General features: G+C 38.5%; 14 protein-coding genes. 5 read left to right on the forward strand and 9 right to left on the reverse strand.

Features of this window, described 5'->3' with window-relative positions:
* Positions 1-422 precede the first annotated feature (422 nt).
* Genes mnmH through CVS81_RS09175 form a run of 9 tightly spaced genes read right to left on the reverse strand, consistent with a single transcriptional unit; the run spans position 423 to position 9,567 of the window.
* Positions 423-1,430 carry a tRNA 2-selenouridine(34) synthase MnmH gene (gene mnmH, locus CVS81_RS09135; RefSeq protein WP_107965773.1) on the reverse strand — a complete coding sequence of 336 codons (1,008 nt, stop codon included), beginning with the start codon at positions 1,428-1,430 and terminating at the stop codon, positions 423-425.
* Positions 1,417-1,902: an HIT family protein gene (locus tag CVS81_RS09140; protein WP_107965794.1), complete on the reverse strand. Its 486-nt coding sequence runs from the start codon at positions 1,900-1,902 to the stop codon at positions 1,417-1,419. Before CVS81_RS09140 ends, mnmH begins: the two co-directional genes overlap by 14 nt.
* Complete coding sequence (gene trpC / locus CVS81_RS09145) at positions 1,902-2,687, reverse strand: indole-3-glycerol phosphate synthase TrpC (protein ID WP_107965774.1); 786 nt, start codon at positions 2,685-2,687, stop codon at positions 1,902-1,904. The genes CVS81_RS09140 and trpC overlap by 1 nt, the downstream gene beginning before the upstream one ends.
* Entirely contained in the window at positions 2,684-3,946 is a 1,263-nt protein-coding gene (locus CVS81_RS09150) for a tetratricopeptide repeat protein (protein ID WP_107965775.1), read from the reverse strand. Before CVS81_RS09150 ends, trpC begins: the two co-directional genes overlap by 4 nt.
* Positions 3,925-4,290: a YkgJ family cysteine cluster protein gene (locus CVS81_RS09155; protein ID WP_103570479.1), complete on the reverse strand. Its 366-nt coding sequence runs from the start codon at positions 4,288-4,290 to the stop codon at positions 3,925-3,927. Before CVS81_RS09155 ends, CVS81_RS09150 begins: the two co-directional genes overlap by 22 nt.
* A complete protein-coding gene (locus CVS81_RS09160; RefSeq protein WP_103598177.1) occupies positions 4,287-4,994 on the reverse strand; it encodes a tRNA1(Val) (adenine(37)-N6)-methyltransferase in 708 nt (235 codons plus the stop codon). Before CVS81_RS09160 ends, CVS81_RS09155 begins: the two co-directional genes overlap by 4 nt.
* Positions 4,991-7,243 (reverse strand): vesicular transport factor Uso1p, encoded by a 2,253-nt coding sequence (locus CVS81_RS09165; protein ID WP_107965776.1) that lies wholly within the window; start codon positions 7,241-7,243, stop codon positions 4,991-4,993. Before CVS81_RS09165 ends, CVS81_RS09160 begins: the two co-directional genes overlap by 4 nt.
* Positions 7,240-8,202 carry an NAD(P)/FAD-dependent oxidoreductase gene (locus CVS81_RS09170; protein ID WP_002942343.1) on the reverse strand — a complete coding sequence of 321 codons (963 nt, stop codon included), beginning with the start codon at positions 8,200-8,202 and terminating at the stop codon, positions 7,240-7,242. The genes CVS81_RS09165 and CVS81_RS09170 overlap by 4 nt, the downstream gene beginning before the upstream one ends.
* Before the next feature lie 24 nt (positions 8,203-8,226).
* Positions 8,227-9,567 carry a class II 3-deoxy-7-phosphoheptulonate synthase gene (locus tag CVS81_RS09175; protein WP_107965777.1) on the reverse strand — a complete coding sequence of 447 codons (1,341 nt, stop codon included), beginning with the start codon at positions 9,565-9,567 and terminating at the stop codon, positions 8,227-8,229.
* Between the two features lie 143 nt (positions 9,568-9,710).
* On the opposite strand from CVS81_RS09175, the gene rarD (CVS81_RS09180) reads away from it, so the two are divergent.
* Genes rarD (CVS81_RS09180) through CVS81_RS09200 form a run of 5 tightly spaced genes read left to right on the forward strand, consistent with a single transcriptional unit; the run spans position 9,711 to position 15,053 of the window.
* Positions 9,711-10,598, forward strand: coding sequence for an EamA family transporter RarD (gene rarD / locus CVS81_RS09180; protein WP_009293763.1), 888 nt, complete (start codon positions 9,711-9,713; stop codon positions 10,596-10,598).
* Positions 10,599-10,614: 16 nt separating this feature from the next.
* A complete protein-coding gene (gene rarD / locus CVS81_RS09185) occupies positions 10,615-11,469 on the forward strand; it encodes an EamA family transporter RarD (RefSeq protein WP_265094475.1) in 855 nt (284 codons plus the stop codon).
* Positions 11,462-11,914: an aryl-sulfate sulfotransferase gene (locus tag CVS81_RS09190; RefSeq protein WP_107965779.1), complete on the forward strand. Its 453-nt coding sequence runs from the start codon at positions 11,462-11,464 to the stop codon at positions 11,912-11,914. Before rarD (CVS81_RS09185) ends, CVS81_RS09190 begins: the two co-directional genes overlap by 8 nt.
* Before the next feature lie 54 nt (positions 11,915-11,968).
* On the forward strand, positions 11,969-13,891 hold the full coding sequence (locus CVS81_RS09195; protein ID WP_107965780.1) for an McrB family protein: 1,923 nt from the start codon (positions 11,969-11,971) through the stop codon (positions 13,889-13,891).
* Positions 13,863-15,053 (forward strand): McrC family protein, encoded by a 1,191-nt coding sequence (locus tag CVS81_RS09200; RefSeq protein ID WP_107965781.1) that lies wholly within the window; start codon positions 13,863-13,865, stop codon positions 15,051-15,053. The genes CVS81_RS09195 and CVS81_RS09200 overlap by 29 nt, the downstream gene beginning before the upstream one ends.
* Positions 15,054-15,069: the final 16 nt, after the last annotated feature.

Below are 15,069 nucleotides of genomic sequence, written 5' to 3' on the forward strand. Positions count from 1 at the left end.
TCATACAGGACGTGTGTGAAGAAGAATATGAAAGGACAGCACGTAAGTAACAAACATGTTGTGTAGAGTATCAGCGACGGTTGTATTTATTACAAATACGACCACCACCACAATCTCAACCGAGCAGAACGGCGGCAGCGTCAACTGCGTACAAGCGACACCATCCAAGCCAACCAAGCCAACCAAGCCAACCAAGCCAACCACAGAACCACAGAACCACAGATAAACAGATAAATTTAACTAGAAATTTTCATAAAAATGGCAAGAAATTTTATGCTACGATATAAAAATAGCCTTAAACTAAGCCATTTTTAAGCACAACAACTGATATATTTTAAATTTAAAAGTAAATTTGACCTAACCAAAGAGAGTAAATTTAAATTTAAAGGTGAAATTTACCCCAAACAAAGCGCCAAAAGGATTTAAAATTTAGCCTCAGCTCTTATCAAATTTAGCTTTTTAACAGCCTCTTCAAAGTCGTCAGAGCTTATAAAAATATCAATGTTTTCATTTTTCTTATAGACCTTGTCGTAGTATTTTGTGAGTAAAATTTCAGCCACTTTGGCGATGTCGTTTTCATTAAATTTAGCCACCGCCTCATCTCTGGCCTCTTTGTCGATAAAGGGCGAAATTTTCTTTATGCACTCATCAAAAAAGGCTTTATCCACGCTTTTATAGTCGCTTGTGATGCAAGAAATTCTATTTTCTAAACTTGCGCTAACCTCAACACAGATGCCGCAACGCATCGCCTCATAAAGGCTTTTAGGGAGTGTTAGCGAGCCGATCCTTCTGCTCTCGCCCTCGATAAAGCAAATTTGATCTTTTAGTGTGATGAGCTTTTCAAAGAGCGCATCTTCAAAGCTTTTTTGACTAGGCTGCGCGCCGTTTATCGCGCCAAAGACTGAGCCTAAGTGATTTGCCATCGCTTCAAGGTCGATTGACGGCGAGAGTGCCCTTATAAGCTTACTTTTATAGCAGCCGGTGTTGCCAAAAAGAGTGATAAATTTCGTGCTTAAAGGACGCTCTAAAAACTCCAAAACGTGATTTCTATATGCCTTGTAGCCGCCATTTAGCCTAAAAACCCTATATCCTATCATGCTTAGCACAAAGCCAACCGAGCTTGATCTAAGCCCGCCCTTTGCGCAGTAGATACCAATAGCCGAGCCGACCCTGCACCTTTTATAGACCTCGTCTATGATATTTTGCAGGTTGTTACAAATATATTTTGCGCCAAGGCTCTTGGCTAGAGCCCTGTCACTTTTGTAGATAGTGCCTACCTCTTTGTGCTCTGCGTCGTTTAACGCGTATAAATTTATCGCATTTTTTATGTGTGAGTAGGTATATTCGTGCGGCGATCTAGCGTCTATTAAGAGCTCAAATTCACCCCTTTTTTCCAGCCACTGCTCTACTTCAAGCTCATATAACGCCACTAAAAGCCTTTTTTAGTTTTTCAAAAAGCGGATGAAACGGCGTGCCATTTACCCTGACATCGGCGATCGTCGTTATGAAATTTGTATCCCCGCTCCACCTTGGCACAAGGTGATAGTGCACGTGCTCAGCTATGCCAGCGCCTGCTGCCTTGCCTAAATTCATACCGATATTTACGCCCTGTGCGTGAAGCTCACGCTTTAAAATTTCAACCCCAAGCCTTACAAATTTACTCATCTCAAACCACGTCTGCTCGTCAAGCTCCTCGATCTTGTCGGTGTGGTGGTTTGGTATGATCATAAAGTGACCTGGCGAATATGGGTATAAATTCATGATCCCAAAGCAGTGCTTAGCACGAAAAAGCACGCCATTTTTCTCGTCGTCCTCTTTTGAGTTTATCACGTCACAAAAGACGCAACTATCTTTTTTTGCACTGAAATACTCGCTTCTCCAAGGGGCACAAAGGTGCTGCATCACTCGCCCTCCTTTATCTTTTTAACGGCATTTTTTATATCATCTTGCCTCATAAAATGCTCTCCTATTAAGAAGGCATCGACTCCGATCTTGCTTAGTTCGCAAAGCTGCTCATGCTCATAAAGTCCGCTTTCAGCGACTATTATCTTGCCGTTTGGCAAAAGCGGCACGAGCTTTTCGCAAAGGCTCATATCCATCGTAAAATCATCTAAATTTCTATGATTTATCCCTATTATATTTGCCCCTGCAAAGATCGCCTTTTTCACATCGCTCGCGTCATGGGTCTCCACTAAGACCTCAAGCCCCAAGTGGTACGCGTACTCAAGTAGCTCTTTTAGCTCGCCTTGAGTTAGCGCTTTTGCGATGAGCAGGATAAAGTCCGCTCCATAAACAAGCGCTTCTAAAATTTGATACTTATCAACGATAAAGTCTTTTCTAAGGATCGGCCTTGAGGCGTAGCGACGAACTTGCGTGATGTACTCGATGTCGCCCTTAAACCAGTGAGGCTCTGTTAGGATACTAAAAGCATTTGCGTACTGCTCGTACTCCTGAGCGATCTTGATCGGCTCAAAGTCCTCTCTTATCACGCCTTTGCTTGGACTTGCTTTTTTTATCTCGGCTATGATCTTTATAGGCTCATCTTTACTTGATCTAAGTGCGCCCAAAACGTCTCTTGGCACGTATGGGTTGTATGCGAGCGAGCGACCTAGCCACTCCTGCGGATAGTCAGCTTTTCGCTTTTTTAGATCCTCTTTTGTCTTTTTTATGATCTCATCAAGTATCATTTTTTAAGCCTTTTGTTTAAATTTATTATGCAGCGCTCGATTAGATGCAAGTGCTCCTTTGCCTCTTTTGAAGTCCTAAAATCAACATCTTTCATCGCATGCATCATTATGCCCTTTGCCTTTTTGCACTCGCCAAGCTTGAAGTACCCCCACGCTAGCGAGTCCTCGTAGTAAGGCGAATCTGGCGAGATCTCAAGTGCTTTTTGCACCATCTCCACGCCCTTTCTAGGGTCTATCTCGTGATCAATGAGCAAGTAGCCGTAGTAGTTAAAAAACATATCGTTATTAAGCTTTGGCACGCTAGCTTCAAATTTATCTAAGATATCAGCGATCTTTTTCTCATCTAGGCTATCTTTGTTCATCTCATATTCGTAGATGGCGGCCTTTGCTAAGAAATTTAGATCCCTGCTATCGTTATAAATTTTAACCGCCAAAACGTATGCATCGCCAAAATTTCCAGTCGCAGCGTAAAGATCCATCAGCGTGGCATCGTTGTAGCCATATTTTTTCAAAATTTCAATAGCCGCTTTGTAATTTTTAGCATAGACAAAATACTGCACGATCTTGTCAAGATAAGAGGTGTCGTGAGTGATGTCGTAGATCTCTTCAAAAAGCTCGATCACCTTTGGGAAATTTCTTTGCTGAGAGTAAATTTCAGCCAAAAGCTCGCATGTCTTTTGAGTGCAGCCCTGCTCCTCGCGGAATTTCTCGAGGTATTTTGTCGCATCATTTACATTATCCATGCGGTTTAAAAGGATATCAACGATGCGGAGCAAATTCTCCTCTTCAGGCTTTAGCGAGTATGCCTCCTCAAAGTATTTTAGCGCCGTTACCGTATCATTTTGCATCATGCAAATGGTGCCAAGCATGAGCAAATTTTGAGCGTTTGGCTCTTTTGTAGCAAGCTCTTGCATCAGCTCTTTTGCCTCGTTTAGCTTAGAGAGATTGACTAAATTTGCAACCTTGATCCTGATAAAATCGCTATCGTCTTTTAAGCTCTTCTCGCCATCACTCATGAGGCTATCTAAATTTTCATTTTTTGTGGCAAAGGCTAGCTTGATCGCCTCTTTTAGATAGGTTTTTTGATTTGTCTCTTTAAAAAGCCCAAGATAGGTCTGGATGCTAGCATTTACATCGCCACTATCTTGCGAGATGAGAGCTTGCATTAGGCGTAAATTTACACTTTTGTTATCATCTGCAAGCAGATGCGTGCTAAAAAATACGCTTATAAAAATTATTAAAATTTTACGCCAATGCATTCTGCTCTTAGCTCCTTTAAGTTTTTTTTAAAATAATCCCAAAACGGAAATGTCCTGCACTGTTTAGGTCTTAGCTCATAAACCGAGCAGTTTTTATTTTTCTCATCAAAAAATATACAAGCAAAACCGTCATCATAAGGCTTTTCTTTTATACTTCGCCTAAGCCCGACACGTATTAAAAATTTGTTCTCAAACTCATCTTTTGAAATATCAAAAGCGGCGCAAAATTTTAAAATTTCACCCTCATCTATCCAGATGTAGCCGCTCTCGCCAGTGCAGCATTTGCCCCCGCAACTCTCGCAAAAGCTAGGATCAAACTCATAGCTAAAACCATCAGCCCTCACGCTATCTCCTTGTAAGAGACGCTGTTTGTATCTGCTTTTTTAAAGATCTCGCTTGCCTCTTTCGTGTGCGCGCCATCCACGCTCATCACTAGAGGCGGCAGGACTTTTAGCTTTGAGTTTGAGTTGTTTCGCACTTCAAATAAAGCCAAATTTGCTGGCTTATCCTTTTTAGTATGGACAAATTTTAAGCTCACCAAATTTAGCTTATGCTCTTTTAAGCATGCCGCTATCTCGCTAAGATCATCTGGCGCATAGCAAAAAAACGCCCTTTTATGTGGCTTTAAATTTACGCTTATGCCTCTTATAAAATCCTTTAAATTTAGCGAGCTTGCATATCTGCTAACTTTTATGTGCTCATTTTGGCTTTTTGTAACACCGTCATGATAAAAAGGCGGATTTGAGATGATTAGATCAAATTTCTCACTATCTTTAAAATTTGCAAAATCAGCCGTTATGGCTCTAGCCTCTAAGCAGTTGCTCTTTGCGTTAAAGCTAGAAATTTCGCTATTTAGCTCCAAAAGATCAAGCATGCTTAGATCTATCTTTTTAAAGTCACGCTTAAGCAAAAGTCCAAGTATCCCACACCCTGCTCCAACGTCCAAAACCCTACCAGAAATTTCGCCTACGACCGAGCAAATAAAATCATAAAGAACGAGCGTATCGCTGTTGTAGCGATAGCCATTTTCAAGCTGGGCTAAGATCATCTATAAACCTTGATGATAAAGCCGCGCGTCACATCTTTTACGATCACTTCAGAGCTAAAGCTGATCCTTGCAAAGTCGCCAAATTCCTCTTTTATAAGCTCAGCAGCTGCCTTTGCACGCTCCTTACCAACGCCGTAATTTACGTAGTTATTTAGCTTGCCAAGGTCATCTTTTTTGATATTTTGAGCGACATTTGATGGGATGACAAAATTTTTCTTATCCACGATCGGGATGATCTCATACATATAGTTTGAGTTAAATCTCTGCAAAAACTCGCTCACTCTGTTTTTACACATTATGCTCACTTTGTCCTTTGAGTCCATATCGTCGCACTCGATGCTAGAGATGAGGACGAGCTTTGTTGGGGTTTCAGGCTTTGTCGTAGCTTGTAAGATATTTTTTAAATTTACATTTTCATTTTCAAGCTCGTCTTGTCTGTTTAAATTTTGCTCGATATCCTTTTGAAGCTCGATGATCTGGGCATTTACAGCTCCACCTTTATGACCGCTCGAGCTTAGCTCACTTATCTTTGAATTTAGCCGCTCGATCGTCTTGTTGCTCTCGTTTAGCTTTTGCTTTGCATTTTCTAGTTCATTTTGCAAGCTTAGTAAATTTTTGCCGCCACTTTTGTTGTTGTCAGTTAAAAAGGTTGAGGTATCAACTATCTTTTTTTGTAGCATATTTATCTGCTGGCGCAAAATTTCATAGTTTTGCATATCGATCTTTAGCGTTCTTTTTTGAGTTTCTAGCTCATTTTGCTTAGAGAGGAGCATCTGGCTTGTCTTTGTGACATTTTCTTCAAGCTCTTTTATCTTTGCTTCTTTTAGATCAAGCTTAGCGCTTAAATTCTTTAGCTCACCCTCGTTTGAGCCAAGTTTTTGTGACTGCAAAGAGATGGTTTGGTTTTGATCAAATAGCGTTTTTATAAATTTAGTTGTCTTTGTATCGAGTGCTTTTAGATCTTCTTGGCTCTTTTTAAGGCTCTCCTCGCTTAAACTTAGCTTTTTGCTTAGCTCATTTAGAGTTGAGTTTGCGTCTAAATTTTGCTTTTCAAGCTTTTTATTTAGAGCATTTGCCCTCTCAAGCTCTTTTTTAAGCGAGCTTATATTTTCATTTGCAAGCTTGTTCTCTTGCTCGCTTTTTAAACTCTTTTGCTTTAGATCATCAAAGCTTTTATGAAGTGCCGCAAGTGAGGCATTTAGCTCTAAATTTTTGCCATTATAGCTTTGCGCCATTAGATCTTTTGAGTTTAGGTTTTTCTTGATCTCTTCAAGCTCGTAAATTCTATCTTTTAGTGCAGTCTTGTTTGATTCAAGAGCCTCCTGCAAGTCGATTATCTTGTTTGCCTTTTTAGAAAGCTCATCCTCCATAACGCTCTTTTGTGTCTCAAAGCCATCATTTAGCGCATTTATCTCTTTTTCGTAGCTAAATTTTTGAGTGTTAGCGTCATTTTTAACTCGCTCGATCTCCTCTTTTAAAAGCAAAATTTCTTTTTTCTCGCCTCTATCTTTTTCGCTTTGAGCTTTTTCATACTCTTTTATAAGAGCTTCCTTTTGCGCAAGTGTCGCGTTTAGCTCGTTATTTTGCTCTTTTAAAGCGGTGTAGTTTGCCTCGAAGCTCTCTTTAAATTTATTAAAGCTGGCCTTGGCATCTTTAAGCTTGCTCTCATCGTCACTTTTAGCGTCATTTATCGCATTTTCAAGGTCGATTATCTTTTTCTCGTAAGCCTTTGAGCTCTCTATCATATCAGCTTGCGCTTCATTTAGGCGCTTTGTCAAAGCTTGGATATTTTCAAAGTGTTGCGCCTCAAGCTCGCCAAGAGCCTTTTGATTTTTTTCAACTATCTCGTTTTTTTCATTTTCGATATTTCTTTTCATCTCTGAAATTTTGCTTATGAAGTCTAAATTTTTCTCGCTCATATCGACATTATCAGCGGCTAAAATTTCATTTTTTTTGCTTAGCTCGCGCACTTGCTCTTGAAGCTCATTTACATTGTTTGATAAATTTAGATCCTTATCATCAACAAAATTTTGCATGTAGCTCTTTGGCGTGATGTAGCCGCCATACTCGTAAAGATCGTCTTTGCTTACATATCTTTGCTTCTCTTCTTCTGGGAGATCATCAAAATTTATAGAATAAATCGTTTGATTAGTATCTTTTGGCGCCTCGTCATCTTTTTGAAATTTCAAAAACGAGAGAGAAAAGCCAGCTATCAGACAAACAATAGCTAGTGCGATTTTATTTATCAAGCTTGTGCCTTGCCTTTTAAGATATCTTTGATAACGCTATGAGCGTGATTTAGTCCGACTACTATCGAGCCGCCATTTTTTAAAACGATGTCGCCTCCCACGTATAGTCCTGGCACGCTACTTTGGTAATTGCTATCAACTATCGGAGTGCCTTTTTCATCAGTTTTTATCTGACATTTTTGTAAAAAATCAACCGGACTTGAGCCACCGATCGCATAAACAACCCTGTCATAGACACGGATCTTGCCATTTTCATAATGCACTCTTACCTTGCCTGATTCATTATCGATCTCGGTTATATCGTGATTTAGCCTTACTTTTATCTTATTATGCTTCTCAAGCTCCCAAAGTGCGCTTAAATTTGTCTCATTTACACGGCTAAATTTATCTTTTCTGTAAGCGATCGTAGTTTTGTTATACTGACAAAGCTCGATAGCATACTCAACTGCAGAGTTACCACCACCCACAACTAGCACTTTTTCGCCGTTTGTGCAGTTATCAAGGTTAAAATTTACAACTGAATTTAGTGATGGTGGGATCTTATAGTCAGGTTTGTTTGGTCGCCCCATTTTGCCGATAGAAACCATCACATTTTTGGCTTCATAGACAGCTTTTGAGGTAGTTACTTTAAAAATTTCTCCCTCTTTTTTTACGCTTTCAACCTCAGAGTTAAAAAAAGCCTCGATATTCTCAGAGTCAAGTAGCTTGTCAAAATAATCAAGTGTACTCTCTTTTGTGCCATCTTCAAACGAAACTAGCCCATGTATCGTGCTATCTTGCCCTTTATACTCTTTATCAACGCGTTTATTGTCTTTATAAAATTTTCTGATCGTTTGACTGTGGTTGTCGCCTTTTTCAAGGAGCAAAACATTACTTAAGCCATTTCTTTTAGCCTCTACTACGCTAGCTATGCCACAAGGTCCGCCGCCAACTACTATTAGATCATAAATATTTGCCATATTTTTCTCCAAATTTTATAAATTTCAAGCTTTTTTAACTAGATCAGCCATCAAAAATGCAAGCTCAAGCGCCTGATCAGCGTTTAGTCTTGGGTCGCACTGCGTCTCGTACCTTTGCTCTAGCGAGCTCTCTGTTAGCTTTAAAGCCCCGCCCGTGCACTCAGTCACGTCCTGACCGGTCATCTCAAGATGCACGCCGCCAGCTCTTGTGCCCTCAGCTTTGTGAATTTCAAAAAAGCTTCTAACCTCGCTTATAACCTTGTCAAACTCACGAGTTTTGTAGTTATTTGAGGTCTTAACTGTGTTGCCGTGCATCGGGTCTATGCTGTAAACGATATTTAGCCCCTCGCGTTTTAGCTCTCTTAAAATTTTAGGTAAATTTTCGCCGATCTTATCAGCGCCCATTCTGATTATCACATTTAGTCTGCCAGCTTCATTCTCTGGATTTAGCTTATTTGCAAGAGCAATGACGTCTTCTGCATTAGCACTTGGTCCGATCTTAACGCCGATAGGGTTTTTCACGCCGCTTAAAAAATGCACGTGAGCGTCGTTTACGCCGCGTGTTCTCTCGCCTATCCAAAGCATATGAGCCGAGCAGTCGTACCACTCGCCACTAAGGCTATCAACCCTAGTTAGAGCCTCTTCATAAGGTAAAAGTAGCGCCTCGTGAGATGTATAAACTGCTGTTTGATTTATCGCTGGGGTGTTTGCCGAAGTGATACCACAAGCCGCCATGAAAGATAGCGTCTTAGTTAGATCATCAGCCAGTTTTGCGTACTGCTCGCTGATCTCTGGCTTTTTAACAAAGCCTAAATTCCACTTATGCACCTGATGAAGGTCAGCCAAACCACCTCTTGAAAAGGCTCTTAAGAGGTTCATCGTCGAGGCGCTTTGATAGTAGGCCTCTATCATGCGTTTTGGGTCGGCAACTCTAGCCTTTTCCTCAAATTCAAAGCCATTTATGATGTCGCCTCTATAGCTTGGCAACTTAACGCCATTTACCTCTTCATAGTCGCTACTTCTAGGCTTTGCAAACTGCCCTGCTACGCGGCCTACTTTGACCACTGGACAGCCACCACCAAAGGTTAAAACTATCGCCATTTGAAGCAAGACCTTAAACATATCTCTGATGTTGTTTGCGTTAAAATTTGTAAAGCTCTCAGCGCAGTCGCCACCTTGAAGCAAAAAAGCCTCGCCATTGCAAACTTTTGCAAGCTCATTTTTAAGACTTCTAGCCTCACCAGCAAATACCAAAGGCGGAAGTGCTTTTAGTTTTTCTTCAGCCTCTTTTAGCTCTTTTAAATTTGGATAAGTTGGTTGTTGCAAGATGTTAAATTCTCTCCAACTATCTCTGTTCCAAGTCATAAATTTTTCCTATCTTTTACCTTGATTTAGCGCAGATTATATCACGCAAAACTTAAAAAATAAAAGCCATTAATGGACTATTAAAGATATTTTGCATACAATCGCTACTTTAAATTTACCCAAAAAAAGAGAAGATTTTTTTCATGATAAAAGGCATATTTTATTCGCTTTTAGCCTCAGTTTTATTTAACTGCATCTACTACATGTCAGTGCTCATGAACCCCATCAGCACACAAGCTCTTATTGGATACCGCATGATCTTTGCCATGCCTTTTGTCATCGCCGCCATTTTTTTGTTAAAACAGCAGCGAAATTTCAAATTTTTACTTCTAAAAATAAAGCTAAAACCTAAAATTTTACTAGTTTTGCTTGCTACCTCGCTCATCGTCTCATTTCAGATGTGGCTCTATCTCTGGGCTCCAAGTAACGGCGCAGCGCTAAAAGTCTCGATAGGCTACCTCATCATGCCAATAGTCATGGTCCTTTTTGGACGGATATTTTTCAAAGAGCACCTCTCTAAAACAAAGTTAGCATCGATATTTTTCGCTGCCATTGGCGTCTTTAGTACAGCAGTCATTAGCGGTGGCATCTCGTGGGAGAGCGCTGTAGTTTTTTGCCTTTATCCAGTCTATTTTACCATTAGAAAGTACTACAACCTTGCAAATTTCTCAAGCTTTGTTATCGAGATAATTTTTATGTTTTTATTCTCATTTTATTTTGCGCTCACAGCCGATATGGACTACGTAATGAGCCAAAACCCAAACATCTACTATCTGCTCATCTTGCTTGGTGCTATCAGCGGCATAGCCCTCATCGCCCAGATCCTCTCAAGCACGCTCGTGCCGATAAATGTACTAGGTTTGCTTACATATTTTGAGCCTATAATGATGCTTTTTGTCTCATTTGCCATCGGCGAGAGACTGGAGAAAAGCTCATACTTTTTGATGATCTGCCTAGCCATCTCTGTCACGCTTTTGATGATAGATAGTATAAATTCTATAAAAGGCGACAAAAATACCAAGACTAAATGAGAGCCAAAAAGGCGTTATTCTCGCGCTTAGCGCCTTTTTTATGTGGGGGTTTTTGGCGGTTTATTTCAACCTCTTTAGTAAAGATGTCGATGCTTATGAAATTTTAGCCCACAGGATCATCTGGTCATTTTTCTTGATGGCGGCAGTGCTTTGCATTAATGGCAAAATGGGCGAAATTTTTGCGCTTCTTAAAGATATCCGCTCGCTAAAGGCTCTATTTTTAAGTGGTATTTTTATCACCATAAACTGGGGCGTTTATGTCTATGCGGTGGGTAGCGGCAAAATTTTAGACACGAGTTTGGGATATTTTATAAATCCCTTGATAAGCATGCTCCTTGGTGTCATCATCTTTAAAGAACGCCTAAGCAAAGCTAGCGCCATAGCCGTTTGCATCGTCATCACAGCCGTCTGCGTACAAATTTATGCCAAAGGTGGCCTGCCACTTGTCTCTATCATCTTGCCACTTTCGTTTGGATTTTACGCGATGGTTAGAAAGATGGCGAAGATTAGCGCATTTAATGGGCTTTTTATCGAAACATTTTTTATGTTTCCATTTGCGCTTGGCTACGTTTTATGGCTGGTTTTTCACTCGCAAAGCCACTTTGGACTAAACGAGGACTCGCTTTTAATGATCGCTTCAAGCATCGTAACCATCGTGCCACTTGTCGCTTTTAACGCAGCTACGACAAGGATAAATTTAACGACGATTGGCTACTTGCAATACATCTCACCAACCATCGCGATCCTTTGCGCGGTCTTCATTTATGGCGAAATTTTAGATGGCTACAAAGTCATCTCATTTTGTATGATCTGGCTGGCGCTTGCGATAATTAGCGTGGATAAATTTAGAAAAAGGAGTAAAAATGAATAGCGTTACGATCTATTTGCTGCTTGCATTTTTTGCAGCGCTTATTTTATATTTTCAGATACAAAAATTAACCAAAAAACTTGACGATGAAGGGGCAGTGCCAGCTTATCAAAAAGCTGCGCAAGAGGTTTTAGAAAATTTAAGCAACGCTGAAAAATACCCTAAATTTTGCAACATTATCTTAAAAAAGATAAATGCTCTAAGGCAGGACATACTCTTTGAAGATGCGCTAAACGAGGCTGGCAACAAGGACAAAGCTCTTGATCAGCTCGAGCAGACAAGAGATAAGCTAGAAGCGCTTTTGAAACAAGAAAATGCAAACTGGGAGAGCGAACTGGTTGAAATTTTAGACGAGATAGACAGCTTTGTAAAACTAAATTTAAAAAACGGCGAAGATAGAGCCGAAGAGCTAAGGGACGAGCTAAAAAAAGAATTTGATGGGTTGTGAAAAGATATTCAAAAGGTCTAAAGCTATAAAATAACAAAAACTAAGGATAGGAACATGATAAGTGATAGTTTAAAAAATGAAATATTAGATGGACTTGAATATTTTAAAAATGCACAAGGTAAAAAGTATAATGCAGGCGACACAAGAACTAAAACTTTTTTAAGTAATTTCCGAAAAAATTTAATTATTTTTACAGATAAGCTATTTAGTGGTTTTAACAGTAGCGGTAAAGGAATGTGGCTAAAACAAGACGGCAAAACCATTCAAAATTACATATGGAATAGATATCAACCTTTTAAGAATGAATCTCATTTGGTTGTTTATTTTGCTGCTTTAGCAGAACCGAGTATCTTTTATGTATCCATAGGTCTGATTGATGATAAGTTAGAAAATACAGAAAAAAAATTAAAAAATGAAATATATAACTTCCTGGAGTCGGAATGCAAAAAGATACATATACCTGGCTTCAAGCTTGATAAACTTGCATGGGAAAAATATATATATTTTGCCATAGAGAATGTAGACACTTTTACAACTCTTGACTACACAAGCTTACTTAATGCACTAACAAATGTATATCATCTAACATATGAGAAATTTTATAAAAATACAGAAAACAATCAACAAAACAATAGTGATAATGAAGGATATAAAATGACCGATGATGACAAGAAATTAACTTATCCACTTAATCAAATCTTATATGGCCCTCCAGGAACTGGAAAGACATATGGCGTTGTTCGTAAAGCACTAGAAATTATAGAAGGCAATGCTTCCGATAATAGATCTAAATTTAAAGAGTATGTAGAAAAGGGACAAATAAAATTTATCACATTTCATCAAAGCTATGGATATGAAGAATTTGTCGAGGGTATAAAAGCAGAAACCAAAAACGATAATGTATCATACAAAATAGAAGATGGAGCATTTAAAAGTATCTGCAAAAGAGCCAATGGTGATAAGATACTACTAAAAGACGCAAAAGAAGAACTAACGGAAGATGGCTTTAAAAAGCTATATAAAAACTATGTCGATAAACTACCAATTTTTTCAAATAATATGTATGGAAAAATATTAGAAACTCCTACCGATAAACAGCCATTTTATCTATATAAAAATAATCAATTTTCTATTTTGGTTAAGCCTCAAAATAGCAATGATCCAAAAACCATATCTTGTGACAAATTAATTAAAGATATATTTCATAATGATAACTATGGAATGCCTTCTTATGAGCCAGTGATTATTCAAGATATTTTGGGTCAGGAATATGAAAGTTATAAAGCAAATCACATTAATCAAAATTACATCTTAATCATCGACGAAATCAACCGCGGAAATATCTCTAAAATTTTTGGTGAGCTCATAACTCTTATAGAGCCGTCAAAAAGGCTCGGGGCAGATGATGAGATAATGGTCGAGTTGCCATACTCAAAAGAGAAATTTGGAGTGCCGTCAAATTTATACATAATAGGCACGATGAATACAGCAGATCGCAGCATAGCTCTTATGGATACGGCTCTTAGAAGAAGGTTTGAATTTATAGAGATGATGCCAGAATACGATACGCTAAATGAAACAATCATTGAAGGTATCAATGTAGGTGAAATGCTAAAAACGATAAACGAGCGCATAGAGTATCTTTACGACAGAGATCACACGATAGGGCATGCTTATTTTATAAATGTGTCAGACATAAAAACGCTTGCAAATGTCTTTAAAAATAAAATTTTACCACTACTGCAAGAGTATTTTTACGACGACTGGGAGAAGATTAGGCTTGTTTTGGGAGATAGTCAATTTATCAAAGAAAAGAAGCCAGCAAATGCTTTATTTAAAAGCGGCACTGACTATATAAACGATAAAATTTTATACGAAATAGACAAAGAAGCTTTTTATGACAAGCAAAACTATCTAAAAATTTACAATTCAACAAGTAGCCAAGTAGATGAAGCAAAGCCAGCTAACGATAACTGAGTTTGAGCGCATATATCAGCACGATATATGCAAAAAAGACTTTGGCGATATAGAAAATTTTATCCTTAAAAATAGCGATGAAAATGCGCCGTTTTTAAGGATAGCAAGCGGGGTTGGCGGGAAATTTATACAAGCTAGAAACTATGTCGGCGTCTTGAAGACAAAAAGTGGCTTCACTATAGAGATTTTGCCAAAAATAGCAGACAAAAACGACGTCGAAAGATCGAAAGCAGTTTTTATAAAAATGCTAAGAACGCTAAAAAATTTCCCATTTAAAAGCTCAAATTTAGCCAGTTTAAAAACACAAAATTTACCGCTTTTGGAAATTTTCATCTCTATGTTTTTGTGCGAGCTTGAAGCTCTTGTAAAAAAGAGGATAAAAAGCGACTATGTGGCGCTAGAAGAGAACCTAAATTTCCTAAAAGGAAAGCTTAATATAAACGAGCAGATAAAAAGAAATAGCATCCACAAAGAGCGGTTTTACGTAGGATACAGCGAATTTTTAAGCGATATAAAGATAAATAGGATCATAAAAACAACGCTTAAATTTCTATACAAAAAGTCAAATTCTAGTAAAAATCAGCAAAAAATACGCGAGCTTTTGTTTATATTTGATGAGGTTTCGGAGTGTGAGGATTATAAAAATTTCTTTGCAAAGCTTGTCATAAACCGCCAAGTAAAGCACTATGAGCAAACTCTTTTGTGGTGCAAGATCTTTTTACTTAACAACTCTTTTACACCACACAAAGGCGATGATCTGGCCCTTGCCTTGCTATTTGATATGAATGCACTTTTTGAAAGCTATGTTGGAAATTTTATAAAGAAAAAGTTTCCAGGCACTATATTACAACACTCAGAAAAACACCTCGTAGAAGAGCCAAAAAGTTTTAAACTAAGGCCTGATATATTTTTAAAAGGCAAATTTATAGCCGACACAAAATGGAAGATCATAAAGTCAAAAGATGATATCTCACAAGCCGACCTATATCAGCTATATGCTTATGGCAAAAAACATGAGTGCAGCAATCTTTACCTAATATATCCAAAGATAGAGGGTATAAAACAAGAGTTTATGAAGTTTGGATACGACGATGAAATGCTGCTTGAAATTTTATATTTTGATCTTGAAAAAGACGAAAATAACGCAAATTTACTAATCTAATTTTCAAAAAAACAAA

Origin of the sequence: Campylobacter concisus, assembly GCF_003049065.1 — a bacterium.
In the GTDB taxonomy this organism is placed as follows: Bacteria; Campylobacterota; Campylobacteria; order Campylobacterales; family Campylobacteraceae; genus Campylobacter_A; species Campylobacter_A concisus_BE.

What these genes read in the sequence shown, in the direction of transcription:
- CVS81_RS09150 (WP_107965775.1), bottom strand. Translation starts at nt 3,946, where the DNA reads ATGCATTGGCGTAAAATTTTAATAATTTTTATAAGCGTATTTTTTAGC.
- CVS81_RS09160 (WP_103598177.1), bottom strand. Translation starts at nt 4,994, where the DNA reads ATGATCTTAGCCCAGCTTGAAAATGGCTATCGCTACAACAGCGATACG.
- CVS81_RS09175 (WP_107965777.1), bottom strand. Translation starts at nt 9,567, where the DNA reads ATGACTTGGAACAGAGATAGTTGGAGAGAATTTAACATCTTGCAACAA.
- rarD (WP_009293763.1), top strand. Translation starts at nt 9,711, where the DNA reads ATGATAAAAGGCATATTTTATTCGCTTTTAGCCTCAGTTTTATTTAAC.
- CVS81_RS09200 (WP_107965781.1), top strand. Translation starts at nt 13,863, where the DNA reads ATGAAGCAAAGCCAGCTAACGATAACTGAGTTTGAGCGCATATATCAG.
- CVS81_RS09190 (WP_107965779.1), top strand. Translation starts at nt 11,462, where the DNA reads ATGAATAGCGTTACGATCTATTTGCTGCTTGCATTTTTTGCAGCGCTT.
- CVS81_RS09140 (WP_107965794.1), bottom strand. Translation starts at nt 1,902, where the DNA reads ATGCAGCACCTTTGTGCCCCTTGGAGAAGCGAGTATTTCAGTGCAAAA.
- CVS81_RS09170 (WP_002942343.1), bottom strand. Translation starts at nt 8,202, where the DNA reads ATGGCAAATATTTATGATCTAATAGTAGTTGGCGGCGGACCTTGTGGC.
- CVS81_RS09195 (WP_107965780.1), top strand. Translation starts at nt 11,969, where the DNA reads ATGATAAGTGATAGTTTAAAAAATGAAATATTAGATGGACTTGAATAT.
- trpC (WP_107965774.1), bottom strand. Translation starts at nt 2,687, where the DNA reads ATGATACTTGATGAGATCATAAAAAAGACAAAAGAGGATCTAAAAAAG.